20 protein-coding genes are annotated in these 23,353 nt (G+C 34.4%); 10 read left to right on the top strand and 10 right to left on the bottom strand.

Annotation, left to right across the window (positions count from 1 at the left end):
- The first annotated feature begins 196 nt into the window (after positions 1-196).
- Positions 197-1,318, top strand: coding sequence for a hypothetical protein (locus F6U93_RS01395; protein ID WP_150936104.1), 1,122 nt, complete (start codon positions 197-199; stop codon positions 1,316-1,318).
- 103 nt (positions 1,319-1,421) lie between these two features.
- On the opposite strand, the gene F6U93_RS01400 is transcribed toward F6U93_RS01395, so the two are convergent.
- Genes F6U93_RS01400 through F6U93_RS01415 form a run of 4 tightly spaced genes read right to left on the bottom strand, consistent with a single transcriptional unit; the run spans position 1,422 to position 6,949 of the window.
- Positions 1,422-2,879, bottom strand: coding sequence for an oligosaccharide flippase family protein (locus F6U93_RS01400; protein ID WP_150936106.1), 1,458 nt, complete (start codon positions 2,877-2,879; stop codon positions 1,422-1,424).
- Positions 2,880-4,160, bottom strand: coding sequence for a glycosyltransferase family 4 protein (locus F6U93_RS01405; protein ID WP_150936108.1), 1,281 nt, complete (start codon positions 4,158-4,160; stop codon positions 2,880-2,882).
- Between the two features lie 55 nt (positions 4,161-4,215).
- Entirely contained in the window at positions 4,216-6,654 is a 2,439-nt protein-coding gene (locus F6U93_RS01410) for a YfhO family protein (protein ID WP_150936110.1), read from the bottom strand.
- Between the two features lie 31 nt (positions 6,655-6,685).
- A complete protein-coding gene (locus tag F6U93_RS01415) occupies positions 6,686-6,949 on the bottom strand; it encodes a DUF4834 family protein (protein WP_150936112.1) in 264 nt (87 codons plus the stop codon).
- A gap of 147 nt (positions 6,950-7,096) precedes the next feature.
- Between F6U93_RS01415 and F6U93_RS01420 the strand changes: the two genes are divergently transcribed.
- Together F6U93_RS01420 and F6U93_RS01425 are read left to right on the top strand one after the other, a co-directional pair.
- Complete coding sequence (locus F6U93_RS01420) at positions 7,097-8,095, top strand: transporter (RefSeq protein ID WP_150936114.1); 999 nt, start codon at positions 7,097-7,099, stop codon at positions 8,093-8,095.
- Between the two features lie 33 nt (positions 8,096-8,128).
- Positions 8,129-9,250, top strand: a complete 1,122-nt coding sequence (locus F6U93_RS01425) for a GTP cyclohydrolase (protein ID WP_150936116.1) — start codon at positions 8,129-8,131, stop codon at positions 9,248-9,250.
- A 63-nt stretch (positions 9,251-9,313) separates the two neighbouring features.
- Here the strand turns inward: F6U93_RS01425 and F6U93_RS01430 are convergent, their stop codons facing one another.
- The 3 genes from F6U93_RS01430 to F6U93_RS01440 form a co-directional block, all read right to left on the bottom strand.
- A complete protein-coding gene (locus F6U93_RS01430) occupies positions 9,314-10,573 on the bottom strand; it encodes an aminotransferase class I/II-fold pyridoxal phosphate-dependent enzyme (RefSeq protein ID WP_150936119.1) in 1,260 nt (419 codons plus the stop codon).
- A 250-nt stretch (positions 10,574-10,823) separates the two neighbouring features.
- On the bottom strand, positions 10,824-11,864 hold the full coding sequence (locus F6U93_RS01435) for a PLP-dependent cysteine synthase family protein (RefSeq protein WP_150936122.1): 1,041 nt from the start codon (positions 11,862-11,864) through the stop codon (positions 10,824-10,826).
- A gap of 74 nt (positions 11,865-11,938) precedes the next feature.
- Complete coding sequence (locus tag F6U93_RS01440; RefSeq protein WP_150936123.1) at positions 11,939-14,080, bottom strand: S9 family peptidase; 2,142 nt, start codon at positions 14,078-14,080, stop codon at positions 11,939-11,941.
- A gap of 71 nt (positions 14,081-14,151) precedes the next feature.
- Between F6U93_RS01440 and F6U93_RS01445 the strand changes: the two genes are divergently transcribed.
- Positions 14,152-14,475, top strand: coding sequence for a YbaB/EbfC family nucleoid-associated protein (locus tag F6U93_RS01445; RefSeq protein WP_150936125.1), 324 nt, complete (start codon positions 14,152-14,154; stop codon positions 14,473-14,475).
- 93 nt (positions 14,476-14,568) lie between these two features.
- Complete coding sequence (locus tag F6U93_RS01450; RefSeq protein ID WP_150936127.1) at positions 14,569-14,898, top strand: YegP family protein; 330 nt, start codon at positions 14,569-14,571, stop codon at positions 14,896-14,898.
- Positions 14,899-14,916: 18 nt separating this feature from the next.
- Here F6U93_RS01450 and F6U93_RS01455 read toward each other — a convergent pair whose 3' ends face one another.
- Positions 14,917-15,939 carry a threonine aldolase family protein gene (locus tag F6U93_RS01455; protein WP_150936129.1) on the bottom strand — a complete coding sequence of 341 codons (1,023 nt, stop codon included), beginning with the start codon at positions 15,937-15,939 and terminating at the stop codon, positions 14,917-14,919.
- A 91-nt stretch (positions 15,940-16,030) separates the two neighbouring features.
- Between F6U93_RS01455 and prfB the strand changes: the two genes are divergently transcribed.
- The 4 genes from prfB (at position 16,031) to F6U93_RS01475 (ending at position 20,718) form a co-directional block, all read left to right on the top strand.
- Positions 16,031-17,141, top strand: a protein-coding gene (gene prfB / locus F6U93_RS01460; protein ID WP_150936131.1) for a peptide chain release factor 2 whose coding sequence is annotated in 2 segments (ribosomal slippage) — positions 16,031-16,093 and positions 16,095-17,141 — 1,110 coding nt in all. Because the reading frame shifts where the segments join, the coding sequence is not laid out codon by codon here.
- Complete coding sequence (locus F6U93_RS01465; RefSeq protein ID WP_150936133.1) at positions 17,138-17,755, top strand: HAD family hydrolase; 618 nt, start codon at positions 17,138-17,140, stop codon at positions 17,753-17,755. The genes prfB and F6U93_RS01465 overlap by 4 nt, the downstream gene beginning before the upstream one ends.
- Complete coding sequence (arsC, locus tag F6U93_RS01470) at positions 17,755-18,096, top strand: arsenate reductase (glutaredoxin) (RefSeq protein ID WP_150936135.1); 342 nt, start codon at positions 17,755-17,757, stop codon at positions 18,094-18,096. The genes F6U93_RS01465 and arsC overlap by 1 nt, the downstream gene beginning before the upstream one ends.
- A gap of 87 nt (positions 18,097-18,183) precedes the next feature.
- Positions 18,184-20,718, top strand: a complete 2,535-nt coding sequence (locus tag F6U93_RS01475) for a TonB-dependent receptor domain-containing protein (protein ID WP_150936138.1) — start codon at positions 18,184-18,186, stop codon at positions 20,716-20,718.
- 75 nt (positions 20,719-20,793) lie between these two features.
- Here F6U93_RS01475 and F6U93_RS14555 read toward each other — a convergent pair whose 3' ends face one another.
- The gene (locus F6U93_RS14555) at positions 20,794-20,967 is read right to left on the bottom strand and encodes a hypothetical protein (protein WP_191963432.1); all 174 of its coding nucleotides are present in this window, start codon (positions 20,965-20,967) and stop codon (positions 20,794-20,796) included.
- Positions 20,968-21,061: 94 nt separating this feature from the next.
- Positions 21,062-21,703: a peroxiredoxin gene (locus F6U93_RS01480; RefSeq protein ID WP_150936140.1), complete on the bottom strand. Its 642-nt coding sequence runs from the start codon at positions 21,701-21,703 to the stop codon at positions 21,062-21,064.
- A gap of 200 nt (positions 21,704-21,903) precedes the next feature.
- On the opposite strand from F6U93_RS01480, the gene fumC reads away from it, so the two are divergent.
- Entirely contained in the window at positions 21,904-23,301 is a 1,398-nt protein-coding gene (gene fumC, locus F6U93_RS01485) for a class II fumarate hydratase (RefSeq protein ID WP_150936142.1), read from the top strand.
- Positions 23,302-23,353 lie beyond the last annotated feature (52 nt).

Here is a 23,353-nt window from a genome sequence, read left to right on the forward strand (position 1 = left end):
TCTAATTAGGAAGCCTAAAATACGCTTTTTTCAGCACTAATCAATCAATACAAACTTATACAGAACCTTGATTTTTGCATATCAAACACAACAACCTGTAACTGCAACATACTCAAATACAGTTGATTAACACAAAAAAGATTTTTTTGGCACGCTGTTTGTTTATCTCCAACTGTTCACCTTAAAATTTACAACTATGAAAGAAACTACAAGATTAAACAAGAAGTCATCAAAATGGAGTCGTACTAATAATAAAACTGTTCTGTTATTACTATGCTTAGGTTTAACCCTGTTTTCAAGTAATTTGTTCGCCTATGAAACTAATTCATCTTCTACAACAAACTATAATGTTAACGGGAAATCTTTCATTTTGGTAGAGAATAATATTGAGTTTTCAATATTTAGTGATGGCCAATTTGACTTTAACATACTTAGAAACAATAGCGCAGTAAGTGTATTGATAAACACAGGAAACACAAGCATTAGCTTTAATTCTGGATACAACTACAACAGTTATGTACAATATGACGAGTATGGCGCAATAATTCAAATTGAAAACACCCCAATTTACTATGATCCATATGGTCGTATTACACAAGTTGGAAATATTAATGTTTTTTATAACAATTTCGGAAACATAGCCCGTATAGGTGGTTTAAATGTGTTTTACAACGCTAATAACTACTTCGCATATACATCTGGATATATCAATATCTACAATAGAGGGTATATCTACCGCCCATGGCACAGATATTACCGCGTTCCTCGTCCAAACTACTGTGTGGTTTACACGAGACCTTACAGAACACATTACCGTCCTGTCAGATACAACTACGTAAGGCCTTTTGTTAATAACAGCAGACCGAGAACTTCTATAGCTACAAGGCGAGGAAATCAAATAAAGAGAAACCGCAACTACGCTACAGTATATAGAAGCTCTAAAAATGTAACAACAAGAAGAAATGTAGCAAAAAATTCGAATAATAGAAATTATAAAAATCGTAAAAACAACACTTACAAAAACAATAAAGCTACAGCTAACAATAGTCGATCAGTAAATAGCAGAAATACAAAAAACAAAACAATTAGAAATAAAACGGTAACAAAAAATCCAAATAATAAAAATTCGCGTATATCATATACAAACGTAAATAAGACTAGAAACAGTCAAAAGGTAAATCAGGTAAAAAATAACCAGAGAACATCAAGAAAACCGACTGTTTCAAACTCAAGAGATCGCAATTCACAAAGAACTGCTCAAAATCAAACGAGTAGATCTAACAATAATACAAGATCGTCAAGCAGAACACGATCTTAAAATTTTTTTTTGGTTGGTTAGTATTGAAATCCCCGCACATGTATCTTAACATGGTGGGGCTTTCTTTTTCATATACCAATTTAATTGTATTAAAAACTTCAGCTTATTTAATTTTCAAATAGCGATTAATAAGCAACGAAATATCTTCAGAAAAGTTAAACCGATACACTACTCCCCCATAAAGTATGGCAACCAAAAATGATTTCAAAGCTATATTTACAATCGGATGAAATGGAAATTCCCAGAAATAAAACAACAACACAGTAAGCACGATTAAAGCTGTTATTTTAAGTGAATTCCAGGTAAAAGGAAACATTTTAAACTTTCTATAGACAAAATAGAGCTTAACAGAATTGTACATAAAAATCGCTATAAAAGTGGCTAATCCAGCTCCGTTGATCCCTAAAACAGGAATTAAAAACATATTTAACAACACCATTAGTAATACTAAAAGCACCCCTAAAACTAGCACCATTCTATAGTAATCACTATTAAACAATATCGCATTATTACTTCCAAGCGCCGTATCATATAGTTTTGAGACGCTTATAATAAACACCACAAACAAACCACCACTAAATTCTTCCGGAATAATATGATAGAGCTCGTTAATATTTAGTACAATCAACAGGAATATAAAACCTCCAACTACCAATAGATTTAAAGAACTTTTTTTATACAAATCTTTTAATGCTTCAAAATCTTTATCATTGAGGTATTTTGCTGATAACGGCATTAGAATTTGATGCATAGAACGTTGAGGCACCGCAATAACTGCCGCTGTAAACACAGCTACACTATAATAAGCAACCTCTTCAATAGCGACATAATGCCCCAACATGACCTTATCAACATCTAGTAAAATCGTTGCTATTGACCCCGCTATAATGATTAAAAAAGAATACTTTAAAATACTTGAAATATTATTTAATCGCTTAAATGTAATTACGGGAAATTTAACACTAAATGCATAAATCTTCATCACCAACATTCTTACCATGTAAACCACAACGATTCCCATCATAAATTGCTCCAAGTCAACAACATTAAAATGAAGCAATAATAGTAAAATCATCGTGCCAACGCGATGAAAAACCTCTTTCATGAAATTCCCCACTACGGTTTGCATCTGTACTTTAGCCCACGCAAAAAACACTTCAAAATACGCTAAAGCGATAGCTATAAACACCGTATGCCACAAATACCCTTTAATAATGGTGTTTTTCTTAGACAGTAATTCGGCTATAAAATCATAACTAAAGTAAATAACTACAATCATTGGAACTATAACTAACATGGGTAAAAACAGCATCAAGGTTAAAAAGCTGTTTAAGGAAACCCTTGTTTTAAACGAAGAATAAAATTTCACCAGAGTATTATGCATCCCTAATGCCATCACAGGCATAATCACATAGGCTAAAGACAGCATATAGCTCACCATGCCGTAATATTCATCGCTTAAAAATTCTGTATAGAGAAATAATGTATTTATTGCCCCAACAAAGAATCCTAAATAGGTGGATAAAATATTTTTAAAAGATTGAACAGCAACAATTCCCATCTAAAGCAGTTTTGACAAAGATTCAGTAAGTGCTTTTCTGTGGTATTTTTGCAATCCAATAGGATGTGTTCGCAAACTCCCCTGTCTGAAAGCCTTATAATACTCTAAAATAGTGTTTTTTAAAAGGCTAAAATCATCATAAGAAAAACAATCTCCTGTATTTGTTTCTTTAATAATTTTCTTCACATCCCACTGCTCCGGGCCAACAGCAATTATAGGTCGGTTTGAAACCATATATTCAAATAATTTCCCTGGGATAATGCTCTTTGTTTCCTCAGAATTTATTTCTACCAAAAGCAATAATTGTGATTTTTTTTGGAACACAACAGATTCTTTATGTGACACATAACCTACATCATTTATATAATCACTTAAACCAATATCATCAATAGAGCGCATAACATTTTCACTCACTGAGCCAATAAAATTCAACCGAAAATCTTTAGAAAAATCAGTATTCTCATTTACAAGTTCCTTTAATGCTTTCCATAAAATTTCAGGATTCCGCTTAGAAAGCAAGGACCCGATATGCGATAAAGTAAATTTAGTATCCATGTCAAAAGCCACTGAAACCTCATTATCATAACCATTTGTAATCACCTCAATAGGTTTATCTGTGATACTTTGAAATTCCGTTTTTGTAGAATAACTAGTCACTATTATTTGGTCTACTGCATTTAAAACCTGATTTTCAAGCATTTTATGCCTTTTTTCTGAAGATGACGTTAGTTTCAACTGCTTATGATATCCTATGGTTGTCCATGGGTCTCTAAAATCAGCCAACCACCTCACTCCTAGTTTCTCCTTTAGCTGTAAACCAATAAGATGCATGCTATGCGGTGGCCCTGTGGTTATTACCGTATCAACCTGCTCTTTTTCAATATATTTAGAAAGAAACTTCACTGAGGGCTTCACCCAACCTACGCGTGCATCAGGAATAAAGAAATTGCCACGAACAAAAAGCATTATTTTTTCTAAAACTGATTGTTTTTTTTCTTCGGAAATAATGCCTTTGCTAATAGTTTTTGATGATTTTTTAGATAAAACACCAGCCAATTTATAAGGCTCAGCAATAGGTTGTTTTAAAACAGTTAATGCTTCTGAAACTTCAGAACCTAAACTCTCATCAGTTATAGGATAATTGGCATTTTCAGGAACATAAACAACGGGTTCTATATTAAAACCAGGTAAGTACTTGGCAAACTTCAACCAGCGCTGTACGCCTGGCCCACCAGCTGGTGGCCAATAATAGCAAATTATAAGCACTTTTTTTTGCTCCATTTTCAAGTTGAAACTTCGGAATTAAAATATATCGTGGTAAAACGAAAAACTAAGTTCATTCTGAACTGCTAGATTTGCGCTTAAACTCATAAAACAAACCACCAAGCAATAATAAAACTAATAAAACAGAGCTTGCAAGCGTGATTTTGCTTCCCGTTTTCACCACTTCTGGGTCAAATTTAAATTCGATAACATGATTGCCCGCAGGCACCGGCATCCCTCTTAAAATATAATCGACACGCATAAAATTAGCGGGCTTCCCGTCAACATAAGCTTGCCAACCATTGCAGTAAAACACTTCAGAAAAAACAGCGAAACCAGTGTTTTCACTATTAGATTTATACTTTAAGTAATTTGGCTTAACTTCAACTAAATCAATAACCGAAGTTGAATCAGTTCTAAAATTTGATTTTACTCCGCCAATAGTACGACTCGCTTCATGAGGACTGTAAATAGCCGTAATTTTCGTGTTTAAACTATCCAATTCTAAAATTTCCTCATTGGCAGAATCAACAGCTTTTAGGTTGTTTACAAACCATGCATTACCATTCGCTTCATCATTTTCATAAGGAAAACTTTTCCCTTCTTCATCTTGAGCAACAATATATTTTGTATTCAACATGCTAAGCACATTGATGTTATTTTGAGCAATGTAAAAATCAAAAACTTCGCGATAGCGTCTTAATTCCGCAGCATTATAGCCATTTAAAGAATTATGAAAGTACGAAGGTTTTGAAGGTCCTGAAACTAAATCGTAAACACGGTAATGACCGGTGTCTTGTAGAATATATTTATCAACCTCAGAGGCCTGAAACGGTTTACGCATTCTAATTCCAGCAACAAAGTCATCATTATTCACATAACGCCTATCTACACCGACTAAATCGAATAAAATAAGTACACAAAACGCCGTAATCACCCATTTTTCCTTCAGTTTATCCTTCAAATACATAAAAATAGCTCCTGCTGAAAGCAACACTAATACTAGTGTACGAAGACTATCTGCTGTGAAAACTGCTTTCCGGTCTGATTTAACCGCTTCAACAAAATCTTGACCGTAACTCTGACGGTACAAACCATCATTTGCACCCACAAAATCAAATAACGAGGATTTAAATAAAATAAACACCAAAGTTAGTCCACCTGTGATAATGGTTGCATATTTTAAAGCATTTAACTTTTCTTCATTCTTTTCTGAATTATTAAACAGCTTAACTAAGCCGAAAACAGCCAAGGCCGGTACACATAACTCTAAAATAACCTGAATAGAACTCACTGCTCTAAACTTGTTATAAAGAGGGACATAATCAATAAAGAAATTGGTTAAGAACCCTAGGTTTTTTCCGTAAGAAAGCAATAAAGACAAGATAGTACCTCCAACGAGCCACCATTTTAATCGCCCTCGTACTAAAAACAAGGCAAAAACAAATAAAAACAAAACAACTGCTCCAATATATGCTGGAGCTTCAACAATAGGTTGATCGCCCCAATATAAAGGTGCGCGTTTCGATTCTTGTAAAGCTTGTGTTGGTGAAGCCCCTAATTTTCGATAAGCATCATATGTTGCTGACTCCTTCCCTACATCTTCATAGTTTCCACCACCTACAAACCTCGGTATAAATAAATTTAAGCTTTCAACAATACCATAACTAAATTGCGTAATATAATCTTTATCTAACCCGTTAGTCACTTCTTTAGGCGAACCATCAGGATTAATGGTTAATTCACTTTTACTTCGCTTACTCTCTTTAACATATTCTTGAGTCGCTAGGATATTCGTGGCATTCAATGCAATTGAAAGCACTACTGCTCCTATTAAAACACCTATGGCTTTAAAATAATCTGGAAGCGTTTTCTTTTTATAGGCATCAACCAAATAAGCGATACCCAAAACAATGACCAAAAACATTAAATAATAAGTCATTTGGAAATGATTAGACACCAATTCTAAACCCATGGCTACTACTGTAAGGAGAAAGCCCCAAACATATTTCTTCCGAAAAACGAGAATAATTCCGCTTAAAACTAAAGGCATATAAGCAATGGCATGTGCTTTACTGTTATGACCAACACCAAGTATTATAATAAGATAAGTTGAAAACCCAAATGCCAAGGCACCAAGTGCCGCCAATTTAAAATCGACTTTAAGTGTCAGCAAAAACACATAAAAGCTCATTAAATAAAGGAACAGATAATCTGCAGGCCTCGGTAAAAAACGCAGGGCTAAATCTAATTTTTTAATGTAGTTGTGAGGATATCTAGCACCTAGTTGATAGGTAGGCATCCCACCAAAGGCACTGTTGGTCCAATAGGTTTCCTCTCCTGTTTCAGCTTTAAAATCGGTTTGCTGTTTACTCATCCCGATAAACTGCACGATATCATTTTGATAAATAACTTCACCCTTTAAAACTGGGCTAAAATACGCGAGTGAAACAACTATAAAACCTAGAAGTATTAATATGTGAGGTAAAAACTTTTTTAATGAAAATGGCATAAAATGGTTTTAATTCTAATGATTGCGAAAATTAATCTATTTCTTCGAAATCAACATAATCACCAACCTTTTTATTTGAAGTTTTTGTTTGAGGAATCTTATCTATAGTTACTTCACCTTCCTTGTTAGAGGTTTCTCTTTTTTGTCCTTGTTGAAACTGACCAAATTGTCCTCCAAAACGCTCTTCAGCCTTTTTAGAAACATATTTCATCAAAAACGGAGCAAATAATCTTGAAAGAATTTTGATACCGTAATAAACTAAAGCAATTATAATTATGGTTCTTAATACGCCCATTATTTAACTATTATTTTCTAATTCTTAGCAAAAATACAATTCTATCTCTTTAAAAAAAGCTGAAAAATGATAAAAAAACTATAAAATATCTATATTTGGGCAGCGTTTAATAACTTGAATATTAAACGGCTTTTCGAACCACAGCCTATGAACCTACTAAAATCCACACTGATTGTTCTGTTATGTTTAGCTTCAACCCAAGGCTATTCACAGTATACCGAAGTTATTAACTCTAATAGACCTGGTGTTTCCAGAAGTGCTTTTGCTGTTGGTACTAATGTCGTTCAATTTGAGCTAGGCCCCTATTATTCTAAAGAAACACGTACGCCGGCGGCAGCATATGAAGCTAATGGATTTGGAATCGATTTTGCTGCACGTTATGGCTTGTTATGGGAGCCTTTAGAAATAAGCATTGAAGGGAATTACCAAAATGACACTCAAAAATACTCATCAACCTACGATTCCGAATACAAACGATCTAACTTCAGGTATTTAACTATTGGAGCAAAATATTTGGTTTTCGATCCACTTAAAAACAAACCCGAAGAAAAGCCAAACCTATACAGCTGGAAAGCCAATAGAACTTTTAAATGGAAGTCTCTAATTCCTGCAATCTCTGTATATGCAGGAGCTAATATCGATTCTAAAGACAACCCTTTTACCGCAAGTGGTATTGAAGGTGTGAGCCCGAAAATTATGATCGCTACACAAAACAATTTCGCTAGTGGTTGGGTTTTTGTCATGAATTTCATTAAAGATCGAATAGGAACCGATCAATCAGATTTCCAGTACATTTTAACTTTAACCCATGCAGTGACTCCTAAATGGGTTATCTTTGGGGAAACTCAAGGTATTAAAAGTGACTTTTATGCCGATAATTTATTTAGATTAGGCGGTGCCTATTTATGGAACAAAAACTTTCAACTTGATAGTGCAATAACTTTTAACACTAAAGACACACCTGCTGTTTTCAACGTAGGCATTGGAGCTTCATACCGATTAGATTTCCATAAAGACAAGATTCCTAGTATTGACAATGATGTGAAAGACGAACTGAACGGTCTCCCTACTAATGTTAAAAAAACCCCAGAAGACGAAGCTGAACCTGTAGAAAAGAGAAAAAAAGAAGATATCGATTTTGATTGATATGTAATGCATGAAAGAAGGCGTCAATAACGTATGATAGAACTTAAAGAAGTGAAAACCAAAAAGGAACTTAAAGCATTCGTTAAGTTTCCTTTTAAATTATATAAAGGCTCCAAATATTGGACGCCACCTATAATAAGTCAAGAAATAAAATCATTTAACACCAAGGAAAACCCTGTTTTTAATGATGCAGAAGCACGTCTTTTTTTAGCCTATAGAGATAATGAAATCGTTGGTCGCGTTGCTGCTATTGTAAACTGGTTAGAAATAAATGATCAAAACCAAAAGAAAATGCGTTTTGGCTGGTTTGATTTTATTGACGATTTAGAAGTTTCTAAAACACTTTTAGATAAAGTTCAAGAGATAGGAAAATCACATCAATTAGAATACACTGAAGGGCCAGTTGGTTTTTCTAACCTTGACAAAGTAGGTGTTTTAACTGAAGGATTTGACTCTGTTGCCTGTATGGTAACTTGGTATAACTATCCTTATTATATCAAACACTATGAAGCTGCAGGTTTTAAAGTAGAGAAAACGTATATAGAAAGTGTATTCCCTTTTGAGAATGTCAAACCAGAATTTTTCTACAAAGCACAAGTAGTCATTAAAAAGCGCTACAAATTAGAAGCTTTAAATTTCACAAAAACGGATGACGTGATGCCGTATGTTGATAAAATGTTTGATTTGTTTAATATGACATACGCTTCATTATCGTCTTTTGTGGCCATAAACGACATTCAAAAAGCATATTTCAAAAAGAAATTTATAAGTTTTATAAACCCTGAGTATATCAAGTTTGTAGTGGATGAACATAAGGAACTGGTAGCTTTTGCCATTGTAATGCCTTCTTTCTCGGAAGCTTTACAAAAAGCTAAAGGCAGACTATTCCCTATTGGGTTTAAATACATTTTAGATGCTAAAAAGAAAAGTAAAACCGCAGATTTCTACTTAATCGGGGTACATCCTGATTATCAAAATAAAGGGGTTCACGCAGTTATTTTTAATGAATATTACGAAACTTTTAAAGCTAGAGGCATAGAAACCTGCTACAGAACACCGGAATTAGAAGATAATGAGGCTATCAAAAAAATATGGAAACATTTCGATCCTGTTGTTTTAAAAAGACGTAAAACACTAAGAAAAGAGTTAGTTTAAAATCATAAAAAAATCCGATTCAAAATTGAATCGGATTTTTTTTATATTTCGTATCGAATAGAACTACTCTCCCATTGCTGCCATAACAGCTGCTGATAAACGTTTGTAAGTTCCGTTTTCTAAACGCTCACGAATCGCATCAAAAGCATCTAAAGTTTCAGAAACATCTTGTAAAGTATGTGTTGATGTCGGTATTAATCTTAATAAAATCATTCCTTTAGGTATTACAGGATAAACCACTATAGAACAGAATATTCCATAATTCTCACGTAGGTCACGAACTAAAGCCATAGCTTCAGGAATGCTTCCTTTTAAATATACAGGAGTTACACAACTCTGTGTTGTTCCTATATCAAAACCGCGTTCTTTTAAACCTGATTGTAATGCGTTCACATTTTCCCATAACTTGTTTTTTAGCTCAGGCATGGTTTTAAGCATTTCTAAACGCTTAAGTGCCCCAACCACCAATTGCATTTGCAAAGACTTTGCAAACATTTGAGAACGTAAATTATACTTTAAATAATCTATGATTTCTTGATCACCGGCTATAAAAGCTCCCGTACTTGCTAAAGATTTTGCGAAAGTTGCAAAGTACACATCAATATCAGCTTGCACTCCTTGCTCTTCTCCTGCACCTGCACCTGTAGCGCCTAATGTTCCGAAACCATGGGCATCATCAACAAATAATCTGAAATTAAATTTTTTCTTAAGTTCAACGATTTCTTTTAAACGTCCTTGTTCACCACGCATACCAAAAACACCTTCAGAAATCACTAAAATCCCTCCACCGGTTTGTTCTGCCATTTTAGTAGCACGTTCTAAGTTTTTCTCTAAACTTTCAACATCGTTGTGTTTGTATGTAAAACGTTTACCCATGTGTAAACGCACACCATCAATAATACAAGCGTGAGCATCTACATCATAAACGATAATATCATCTTTTGCAACCAAAGCATCAATGGTAGAAACCATACCTTGATAACCAAAATTTAATAAATAAGCGGCTTCTTTTTGTACAAATGAGGCTAATTCATTTTGAAGTTTTTCATGCAAATCGGTATGACCAGACATCATTCTCGCTCCCATTGGGTAAGCAGAACCATATTCGGCTGCTGCTTCAGCATCTACTTTTCTTACCTCTGGGTGATTTGCTAAACCTAAATAATCATTAATACTCCAAGTGATAACGTCTTTTCCTTGAAATTTCATACGGTTAGAAATTTCGCCTTCTAATTTAGGAAACACAAAGTATCCTTCGGCTTGAGACGCCCATTTTCCTAATGGCCCTTTATCCTTGTAAATTTTATCAAATAAATCTCTCATTTATTATAAATCTTGTTGCGATTGAAATTAAGACATAACTAAACACCAATACTTTTTCACCAAACATCATTAGTAATGATTCATCGAGAAGAAAAGAAGTAATTTTTGGTCTGAAGTTAATGGATGCAAAATTAATTATTTATTAGCATTGAACATAATTTTTAACGTTCAATTATTACAAAATAAAAAAAGAGTTTGTTTTTCACTTAAAAAGCGAAAGACCAACTCTTTTTTTGAACTTTTAATGCTATTATTTTATGTATTGAATGCTCTCGGCAGCTGCTCCGTTTACACTATCAAAGAAACCTTGATCACTCATCCATTTATCACTATAAACTTTACTCATGTAACGTGCACCGTGGTCTGGAAAAATAATAACCACCTTGTCATTTTCTCCAAAGGTACCAGCTTCACTCAATTGTTTTATAGCTTGCATGGCCGCACCTGAAGTGTAACCAGCGAAGATCCCTTCAGTCCTAGCTAACTCTCTTGCAGTGTGCGCACTCTCTTCATCGGTTACTTTTACAAAATCGTCTATCACATCAAAATCAGTAGCGGCAGGAATTAAATTCTTTCCTAAACCTTCAATTCTGTATGGATAAATTTCTTTTTCGTCAAATTCTCTTGTGGCGTGATATTTTTTAATCACCGAACCAAAGGCATCAACACCGATAACTTTAATATTAGGGTTTTGTGCTTTTAAGTATTTAGCAGTTCCCGAAATCGTTCCTCCTGTTCCACTACAAGCTACAAGGTGTGTAATTTGACCTTCAGTTTGTTTCCATATTTCTGGTCCTGTAGAATAGTAATGTGCATCAATATTCAATTGATTGAAATACTGATTGATATACACAGAACCTTTCATTTCGCTATGTAAACGTTTTGCAACTTCGTAGTATGAACGCGGGTCGTCTGCACTAACGTGTGCCGGACACACATATACCTTCGCTCCCATCGTCTTCAGCATATCTATTTTATCTGGAGAAGATTTTGAACTTACAGCAAGCACACATTCATAGCCTTTTATGATACTTACCATTGCGATACTAAATCCTGTGTTACCAGAAGTTGTTTCTATAATGGTGTCACCTGGAGAAAGAATCCCTTTCTTTTCGGCTTGTTCAATAATATAAAGTGCTATTCTATCTTTTGAAGACTGTCCTGGATTAAATGCTTCTACTTTTGCGTAAAAGTCACCTTTAAACTGAGAAGTTATTCGATTAAGTTTGACAAGTGGTGTGTTGCCTACCAAATCTAATACGTTGTTATAAACGTGATTTTTTTGTTCCATAAATCCTTTTTAGTAATTGCTTAGCATTTGAAACTAATACAGCTTAAAAACGTACAAAAATAAAACATTTTTTTCTACTGACCATGATTTCCTTCTAAATCTAGCAAGAAGGCATACTCTAAAGCAACTTCTTTTAAGCTTTCAAAACGTCCTGAAGCCCCACCATGCCCCGATTCCATATCAGTTTGAAGCAATAGTTTATTACTGTCTATTTTTAAATCTCGAAGCTTAGCAACCCACTTAGCAGGCTCCCAATATTGTACTTGAGAATCATGTAAACCTGTAGTTACCAACATGTTTGGATAAGCTTTAGGTGCTACATTATCATAAGGTGAATAAGACTTCATGTATTGGTAATATTCGGCTTCATTTGGGTTTCCCCATTCGTCGTATTCTCCTGTTGTTAAAGGAATAGTATCATCTAACATGGTCGTTACCACATCTACAAAAGGTACGGCAGCTAGAACACCATTGTAAAGTTCCGGATTCATATTAATGACAGCGCCCATTAATAATCCACCAGCAGAACCGCCGTAGGCATATAAATGCTTATTTGAAGTATATTTTTGTGCTATTAAGTACTTTGAACAATCAATATAATCAGTGAAAGTATTACGTTTGGTTAGTAATTTCCCATTTTCATACCATTCTCGCCCCAAATATTCCCCACCTCTAATATGGGCAATAACATAAATAAAACCTCTATCCAGTAAACTTAAACGCACCGTAGAAAAGGAAGGGTCAATGGTTGAACCATAAGAACCATAGGCGTATTGCAATAAGGGTGCCGTGCCATCAAATTTCACACCTTTTTTATATACCATTGACATCGGAATTTTTACGCCATCTCTTGCCGTGGCCCAAATGCGTTTCGACTCGTAATTTTCCTTTTTAAATTGCCCTCCTAAAACCTCTTGTTCTTTTTTAATTTTTTTCGCTTTGGTTTTGAAATTGTAATCTACAACCGAGCTAGGCGTCGCTAAGCCATTATAACCATAACGCATAGTATCGCTATCAAAATCTGGGTTATTACCTATATAAGCTGTGTAGGTTTCATTTTCGAATGGCAAATAATAGTCTTCCACACCATTCCAACTTATAATTCTTAAGTTATTGAGCCCGTTTTCACGCTCATTAACCACTAAATAATCTTTAAAAATTTCAAGGTCTTCTATAAGAACACTCGCTCTATGTGGAATTACATCTTCCCAATTGTCTAAAGCTGTATTATCCTCATGAACCTTAGAAATTTTAAAATTTGTAGCCCCATCAGCATTAGAAATAATGTAGAATTTATCTTCGTAATGTGCGATGCTATATTCTAAATCTTCCGTACGTTCTTGAAATAGTTTAAATTCACCATTAGGCGTATCGGCATTTAAAAAACGGTACTCTGAAGATAAGGTACTAGAAGAACCAATGATGATATATTTCTTCGATTTTGTCTTGTAAACAAAGGTGTTAAAGGTTTCATCTTCTTCATGAAAAACAACGGTATCTTGAGAGCTATCTGTGTGCAACTCGTGTTTGAATATTTTTTCTGAACGTAAAGTCACTTCATCTTTCATGGTATAGAAAAGCGTCTTATTATCATTGGCCCAAGTCGCACTTCCAGTTGTGTTCTTTATTTCGTCTGAATAAATTTCACCTGTAACCAAGTTTTTAACTCTAATCGTATATTGTCTTCTACTCACTAAATCAGTAGAAAAAGCAGCCATAGTGTTATCTGGGCTAATAGATAAACCTCCTAAACTGAAATAAGCCTGACCTTCGGCCATTTTATTACAATCGAACAAAATTTCTTCTTCCGCATCTAAAGTTTCCTTTTTTCTAACGTAAATTGGATAATCTTTTCCGGTTTCATATTTGGTGATATACCAATAGCCATTTAATTTATAAGGTACCGAGGCATCATCCTCCTTAATTCTGCCTTTCATTTCTTCAAATAGCGTTTTCTGAAAATCTTCCGTATGCGCCATCATCGCCTTGGTATAATCATTCTCTTTATTCAAATAATCAATAACCTCATGGTTTTCTCTATCATTTAACCAATAATAATCATCAACTCGAGTATCATTATGAGTAGTAAGTTTATGAGCTATTTTTTTAGCGACTGGTGATTCTAAATGCGATTCTTTTTCTATCATCTTATCATTTTCTTTACAAGAGTGGGCAAAAATAATGCTTAAGAATAGAAATAGGAGTTGATTTTTCATTTTAAATTATTTAACTACTAAATTTAGTCTATTTTAATTAATTTTGTTTTAAACGAAAAAAAAGAAAAATTATGTTTGGAGATATGATGGGTATGATGGGAAAACTTAAAGAAACCCAACAAAAAGTAGAAGACACTAAAAAACGCCTAGACACCGTTTTAATTGACGAAGCTAGTAGTGATGGTAAATTAAAAATCACGTTGACAGCCAATAGAACGATTAAATCTATTCAAGTTGATGATAGCTTATTAAATGACAAAGAAGAGTTAGAAGATTATTTAATTCTTACCTTGAATAAAGCTATTGAAAAAGCGACTAGCGTTAACGAAGCTGAGTTAGCTGCTGTTGCTAAAGAAGGTATGCCAGACATACCAGGAATGGACATGTTTAAATAAGTAATTGAGACCTTAATTTATTTTTAACGATTAAGAATAGTAAAATAAATATAAATCTCTTATTTTTAGTTTTTAATCTTAAATTTCAAAATTATGTTCGAATTATTTCAAAGTGAAAACAACGAAAAATATTATTTTCATCTGAAAGCTAAAAATGGTCAAATTATCTTAGCGAGTCAAGGTTACGCCGATAAATCTGGTGCTAAAAACGGTATTGAATCGGTAAAAACAAACTGCGCTGACGATTCTAAATTTGAACGTAAAACTGCTGCAAACGGAAAGTTTCACTTTAATATTAAAGCTGCAAACGGTCAAATCATTGGGACTAGCCAAATGTACGCAGGTACTGATGGTATGGAAAATGGTATTGAGTCTATTAAAACCAATGCACCAACGGCTGAAGTAGTTGAAAAAGAGGATTAAGGTTTTTGAACAAGCTTTTTACAGCTTATTCAATTTTAATAATTCTATAAATTTATTATGCATGGTATCACTATAATCTAAATGTGTTACCATGCGTAATTTTTTATTCCCCATACTAATTATAAAAACATTTTGTGCCGCTAATTTTTGAACAAACGCTTTATCATCTGCGTCATCATGCAACTCAAAAATCACAATATTAGTTTCTATAGGCTCCACTGATTTCACCTGATTTAATTTTGCTAGAGCCTCCCCTATTTCTTTAGCCTTTTTATAGTCTTCCTTTAATCTGTCAATATGATGGTCTAAAGCATAAATGCCAGCAGCTGCTAAATATCCACCTTGTCGCATATTTCCACCAAATATTTTCCGAATACGCAAAGCATCCTTCATAATATCAGCATTACCAACCAAGACAGATCCTACAGGGCACCCCAACCCTTTACTCAAACACACCGAAATGGTATCAAACACTTTACCATATTGGTCTAAAGAATCATTCGTTTCAACAATGGCGTTCCAAAGCCTGGCACCATCTAAATGAAGTCCTAAACCGTTTTCAGCACAGACCTGTCTGATTTTTAAAATCTCTTCAAAATCCCAACAAGCACCACCACCTTTATTAGTTGTATTTTCTAGGGCCACCAAACTTGTTTTACTATAATAATAATCTTCCGGATTTATAGCTTCTAATACTTGCTCAGCCTTAAACATACCACGCTCGCCATCAATTAATTTACAAGATACTCCACTATTAAAAGAAGCTCCTCCAGATTCATAATTATAAATATGAGCGTATTTATCACAAATTACCTGTTCGCCTGGGTTGGTGTGTAATTTAATCGCTGTTTGATTGGCCATAGTGCCACTAGGGAAAAATAATGCAGATTCTTTCCCAAACAATTGAGCTACTTTCTCTTCTAAAAGGTTAACCGTTTCATCTTCGCGAAACACATCGTCGCCAACTTGGGCAGCCATCATGGCTTCTAACATGTCTTTAGTAGGTTTTGTAACGGTATCGCTTCTTAAATCTATTTTCATGCTGCAATTTTAATGGTAAAACTATAAAAATTATATAAGAAATATTTTCAACTGCTTTTATAAATCCTATTTTTGTTCAAAAGACATATTCATGATAACAACCGATCAAATTAAAGATCTAAATACCCGCCTCGATAAACTTAGGCACTATCTTTGACATAGATGCCAAACTTATAGAAATACAAAACGAAGAAGAGCAAACCTTCGACCCTAATTTCTGGAACGACCCAAAAGCTGCTGAAGTGATTATGAAATCCCTTCGTGTGAAAAAGAAATGGGTTGAAGATTACAAAACCGTTAAATCACAAATTGAAGAGCTTGACTTACTTTATGAATTTCATAAAGAAGGCGAATATTCGGCTGAAGAGGTTCAAGAACACTATGATAAAACAGCAACTTTTCTAGAAGATATTGAATTTAAAAACATGCTTTCTGAAGAAGGTGATAGCCTAAGTGCTGTCCTTCAAATTACTGCAGGTGCTGGAGGTACCGAAAGTTGTGACTGGGCCAATATGCTCATGCGTATGTATTTAATGTACGCCGAGAAAAGTGGTTTCAAAATAAAAGAACTTAACTTTCAAGAAGGCGATGTTGCTGGTATCAAAACAGTAACCTTAGAGCTTGAAGGCGATTTTGCCTTTGGATGGCTTAAAGGAGAAAACGGTGTACACCGATTGGTACGTATTTCTCCTTTTGATAGTAATGCCAAAAGACATACCAGTTTTGCTTCTGTATATGTTTATCCTCTTGTTGATGACACCATTGAAATAGAAATCAACCCTGCGGATATTGAAATTACGACCGCGCGTTCTAGTGGTGCCGGTGGTCAAAACGTTAATAAAGTTGAAACTAAAGTACAGTTACACCACAAGCCTACAGGGATTCAAATTCAGTGTTCTGAAACGCGTTCGCAACATGACAACAGGTCAAGAGCCATGCAAATGTTGAAGTCCCAATTGTATGAAATCGAACTTCAAAAACAGATGGCGCAGCGTGAAGATATTGAAGCTGGTAAAATGAAAATTGAATGGGGAAGCCAGATTAGAAACTACGTGATGCACCCTTATAAATTGGTGAAAGACGTTCGTACCAGTCATGAAACCGGTAATGTAGATGCGGTTATGGACGGAAATATTGATGAATTCCTTAAGTCTTATCTCATGATGATGGGACAAAAAGTAGAAGACGACAATCAGCTATGAGTAAAATAGACACGATTATATTCGATCTTGGTGGGGTTCTTATTGATTGGAACCCCGAGTATGTTTTCTTAGATGTTTTTAATGGAGACCAGGAGAAAACACGTTGGTTTTTAGATCATGTTTGCACAAGCGATTGGAACGAAAACCAAGATGCCGGCTATCCTTTAGCTCAAGCGACCGAAGATCGTGTCAAACTTTTTCCTGAATACGAAAAAGAAATTCGTAAGTTTTACGGCGATTGGGAAAACATGTTAGGTGGTGCCATTCACGGTATGGTTATCATCCTTAGAAAACTCATTGATTCTAAACAGTATAAAGTTGTTGCCCTAACCAATTGGAGTGCAGAGACGTTTCCTATTGCTCAAGCTCGATTTGAATTTTTACAATGGTTTGAAGCGATTTTAGTTTCAGGTGAAGAAAACACAAGAAAACCATTTATAGATATTTATGAACTTGCACTGAATCGCTTCAATATAAAGCCTGAAAATGCTATTTTTATAGATGATAACCTAAGAAATATTGAAGCTGCTAAAACATTAGGTATACACGGCATTCATTTTACAACTTCAGAAAAACTAAAAATACAATTAGAAACCTTTAATATTAAAATATAATGATTACAATTTATCACAATAACAGATGTAGTAAATCTCGTAACGGTGTTCAAATTCTAGAAGAATCAGGAAAAGATTTTAAGATTATTAAATATTTAGAAAATGTGCCTTCGGAAGAAGAATTAAAAAACATTATCAAATTGCTAAACATCAAACCTATTGAACTGGTTAGAAAAAACGAGGCCATTTGGAAAAGTGATTTCAAAAACAAGGATTTAAGTGATGCTGAAATTATTACTGCAATGGTTGAAAACCCGAAATTAATTGAGCGCCCTATAGTGATTAATGGTAATAAGGCTGTTGTAGGTAGACCTCCTGAAAACATTAGTAAAATCATATAATTCAGTCCTATTTTATTAACATAACATTAACCATTCTTCCTTAAACCATGGTATAAATTTGCAGTCAAACTCAGCAAATTACTATCCATGCAGAAACTAGTACCCTTACTATTTACTTTTTTACTCTTTTCAAATTTTGGGTATTCTCAGAAAAAAATTAGTGGAAAAGAATTAACCATTACAGGAACAATTATTGACGAAGAAACTAAGCAACCTTTAGAGTATGCAACAGTTTCATTTTTTAGCCAAGCTGAAAATAAAATCGTTGAAGGCGGAATCACCAATGAAAAAGGAGAATTTAGTATTCCTATTTCTAAAGGCGTTTATGATATATCTATAGAATACATATCCTACAATACTATAAAACTCCCTAATCAGGAGTTAAGCACAGATCTAGACCTAGGCGCCATTGCTTTAGCCATTAACATGGAAGCTTTAGATGCCGTTGAAGTCATTGCTGAAACCACAACGGTTCAGATTAAGCTTGATAAAAAGATATACAATATTGGTAAAGATTTAACCGCTGCTGGCGGAACGGTTAGCGATGCTTTAAACAACGTCCCTTCCGTTTCTGTTGATGTTGAAGGCGCTATTAGTTTGAGAGGAAATGAAAACGTTCGTATTTTAATTAATGGCAAAACCTCAACAATGGCTGGTTTTGGCGATAGTAATATATCGGCGCAATTACCTGCAGAAGCTATAGAGCGTGTTGAAGTCATCACCTCTCCTTCTGCTAGATATGATGCTGAAGGAACTGCTGGGATCTTGAATATTATTCTAAGTCAAAAAGAAACCCTTGGTTTTAATGGCTCGGTAACGCTTACCGCTGGAAATCCTGATTACGCAGGTATTTCAAGTAATCTAAATTACAGAACAGAAAAATTCAATTTATTTTCAAACTTAGGGTTCCGTTATTTTAATGCGCCTAGAATTAAAAATACCGATACCCATTATTTTGATAAAATTGAAAACGGTCAGATTGAAGCCCCAGAATTTGAAAATATTAATGAAGATCAAGATGTGACACGATTAAATCGTAATTATAATGCCAGTTTGGGTATGGAATATTTTCTAACAGATATGACCTCGCTTACTGGAAGTATATTTTATAGATATGGTGAAGATGCCGACGAATCTCAAAATTACAGTAAACGCTACAATTCTAATATTTTAGATGAAGAAACTCTTAGGAAAGAAAAAGAAAACGAAGAAGGTAACAGTTTCCAGTTTGCCTTAAACTACGTCACTAAATTCAATGATGAAGGTCATGAACTGACCGCCGATTTTCAATATGAAAATCAAGATGAAGAACAATTTTCTGATATTAATGAAAATTATATAATCACAAATCAAAGCAATCCTGATCCCTTTCAAGAAGAAAAAATTAATCAAACTGAAAAGGAAAAAGAATATTTAATTCAAGCTGACTACGTACTACCAATTGGAGAAGATTCTAGGTTTGAAGCTGGTTTAAGAGGAAACTTTCAAAATGAAATAACCGATTATACCTTAAGACAAGAAGACCTGAATACGGGTGATTTTTTTGTTAATGATACCATTTCAAACATCTTTGATTATAGCGAAAACATTTCAGCAATTTACTCCCAATACGGCACTAAGTTTGGTGATTTTTCATTTTTACTCGGACTCCGATTAGAAAACACCCAACTCAAAGGAAATATTGACTCCCGTTTAACCGATCAAGAGTTAGAAGATGCTTTTGGCTTCCCTATAGATTTAGATTTTGATAATAATTACTTAGGTCTATTCCCTACCGTTAACCTAATCTATAATTTAGCAAAAACAGATGATAATAAAGAAGAAAGTATCACCTTTGGTTATAACCGAAGAATAAATAGACCACGAGGTTGGTATGTCAATCCCTTTCCAACACGATCTAGTAGAACGGATGTCTTTCAAGGAAACCCTAACATAGAGCCCGCTTTTTCTAGTGCCTTTGATTTGGGTTACTTAAAGCGTTGGGATAAATTAACTTTGACAACTTCGGTTTACTACCAGCACGAAACCGGATCTTTTGAACGTATTCAAGAAGAAACCGGATTTCAAACCTCTGATGGAATTGATATTATTAGAACTATTCCTATCAACTTATCTTCAAATGATAGAGCTGGTGCAGAAATAGGCGTGCTTTTCAACCCATATAAATGGTTACGTATTAATTCAACTTTCAATTATTTTCATTTCAAAAAGGATGGTGAATTTAATGGCGTTGATTATGGTACAAGTGATAATAGCTGGTTTGGAAGGTTTAGTAGTAAAGTGACTTTACCAGCAGAAATAGATTGGCAAACAAACATGAATTATAGAGGTCCTAATGCCAATGCTCAAACGACTACCGAAGGTGTGTTTTCTATGGATTTGGCGTTCAGTAAGGAGTTTGGGGATCACGTGACGGTATCATTAAACGTGCGTGATGTATTTAACTCGAGAAAGTATATCTCTCTAACAGAAACAGATTCTTTTGAAAGAGAGAGTGAATCACAATGGAGACAACGTCAGGTTAACCTTTCATTACTTTATCGTTTCAATCAGAAAAAACAAAGTCACGAAAAAAGTAGAAATAACATGGATCATGGTGGCGATGATGATTTCGAAGGTTAATTTAAGGAAAAGACAACGCATAAAAAAAGAGCTTAATTTTAAAATTAAGCTCTTTTTTTATATCAAATTATGTTTTTAAGCGTCGCGCTTAGCCTTCTTTTCTTCTTTCATTTCTTTAAATTTTTCAATTAAAGAACCTCCAATCCAATAAGGTACCACAAAGGTTAATAAAAAAATCAGCAACCAAAAACCTAAAGTTAAAATGGTTAGAAATGCTAAAAAGCCTAAATATTGATCAAAATCAAACATAATATAAAGTGTCGGTTATAAAATCTGTGGCAAATATAATGTAAAGACCTTGGTTATACAAAATCAAAATTAAATTTATTAACAGAGTTTTCAACTAGTTTAAGTTGGGCTGAGGAGTTGTTCTTAAATAAGGTTTAATCTCTTTATAGCCTTTCGGAAAAATACTCGGAATATCCTCGGTAGCCACAGCTGGAACCACAACGCAGTCTTCTCCGTTTCTCCAGTTTGCAGGCGTTGCCACTTTATGGTAAGCCGTTAATTGTAAAGAATCTATAACACGTAAAAGTTCTTCAAAATTTCTTCCGGTTGACGCCGGATAAGTAATCATCAATTTTACTTTTTTCTCAGGGTCAATAACGAACACCGAGCGTACGGTTAATTTGCTATCTGCATTGGGATGAATCATATCATATAATTCAGAAACCTTTCGGTCTTCATCAGCGATAATAGGGAAATTAACTTCAGTCTCTTGTGTTTCGTTTATATCTTTAATCCAACCTTTGTGCGACTCTACGCCATCTACACTTAAGGCCACAACTTTAACATTTCTGTTATCAAAAGCATTTTTATATTTCGCTACGGTTCCTAATTCAGTCGTACAAACCGGAGTGTAATCTGCAGGATGCGAGAATAAAATACCCCAGCTACCCCCTAGCCACTCATGAAAATTAATGGTTCCTTCTGTAGAATCTGCAGTGAAATTCGGAGCTTCATCTCCTAATCTAATTGTTGACATAATATTTTTATTTAGTTAAGTTTAAAAAACTATAAACTAGATAACTAGCTCATATACGCTAAGTTACTTATTTTATATTTTTTGATTGGTTGAAAATCGTTATATCTATGTTAAAAAAGCAATCTAAAATTTACAGAATTCCTATTCTAAAAACCTTGTAAAAAGCGTAACTTTACATCTTAGAATTTAATACTTTTAAAATGAGTTACAGAATAGAAAAAGATACTATGGGCGAGGTTAAAGTACCTGCCGATAAACTTTGGGGCGCACAAACAGAACGCTCAAGAAACAACTTTAAAATTGGGCCTGCAGCTTCTATGCCTTTAGAAGTTGTTTACGGGTTTGCTTACTTAAAAAAAGCAGCAGCACATACAAACTGCAAATTAGGTGTTATGGATGCTGAAAAGCGCGACTTAATTTCTCAAGTTTGTGATGAAATTTTAGAAGGAAAGCATGATGATCAATTCCCTTTAGTGATTTGGCAAACGGGTTCTGGTACACAAAGTAACATGAACTTAAATGAAGTTATTGCTAATAGAGCACAGCAATTAGCTGGAAAAGTGATTGGAGAAGGTGAAAAAACCATTCAACCTAATGATGATGTAAACAAATCTCAATCGTCAAACGATACCTTCCCTACAGGTATGCATATTGCTGCTTATAAGAAAATTGTTGAAACTACTATTCCGGGTGTAAAACAATTGAGAAATACATTAAATGAAAAATCTAAGGCTTTTAGTGATGTAGTTAAAATTGGTAGAACCCACTTAATGGATGCTACACCAATTACTTTAGGTCAAGAGATTTCTGGTTACGTTGCACAATTAGACCATGGTTTACGTGCTTTAGAAAACACCTTACCTCACTTAAGTGAATTAGCTCTTGGAGGAACAGCTGTAGGAACCGGACTAAATACACCTCAAGGTTATAGTGAAATGGTAGCTGATTTTATTGCAGAATTCACAGGTCTACCTTTTGTTACCGCTCCAAATAAATTTGAGGCTTTAGCGGCTCACGATGCCCTAGTTGAAACTCATGGTGCATTAAAACAATTAGCCGTTTCTTTAAATAAAATTGCTAACGATATTAGAATGATGGCTTCTGGACCGCGTTCAGGTATTGGAGAAATCATTATTCCGGCTAACGAACCAGGAAGTTCTATCATGCCAGGAAAAGTAAACCCAACACAATGTGAAGCTATGACTATGGTTTGTGCACAGGTTATGGGTAATGACGTTGCTGTTTCTGTAGGTGGTTTACAAGGTCACTACGAACTAAACGTATTTAAGCCTGTTATGGCAGCTAACGTATTACAATCAGCGCAATTAATTGGTGATGTTTGTGTAAGTTTTGAAGAAAACTGTGCTGTTGGTATAGAGCCAAATCAAGAGGTGATTAATACTTTACTAAACAACTCATTGATGTTAGTAACTGCTTTAAACCCTAAAATCGGTTATTATAAAGCTGCTGAAATCGCGAATACCGCACATAAAAACGGAACGACTTTAAAAGAAGAAGCTGTTCGTTTAGGACATGTTTCTGCTGAAGACTATGACGAATGGGTAAAACCAGAAGATATGGTAGGAAGTTTAAAATAAGATTTCCAATATATGTCTAGTCCTAAATAACCGATACAGATTATTAAAGGAT

The sequence above is a fragment of the Pseudotamlana haliotis genome (genome assembly GCF_008806375.1).
GTDB lineage: Bacteria > Bacteroidota > Bacteroidia > Flavobacteriales > Flavobacteriaceae > Pseudotamlana > Pseudotamlana haliotis.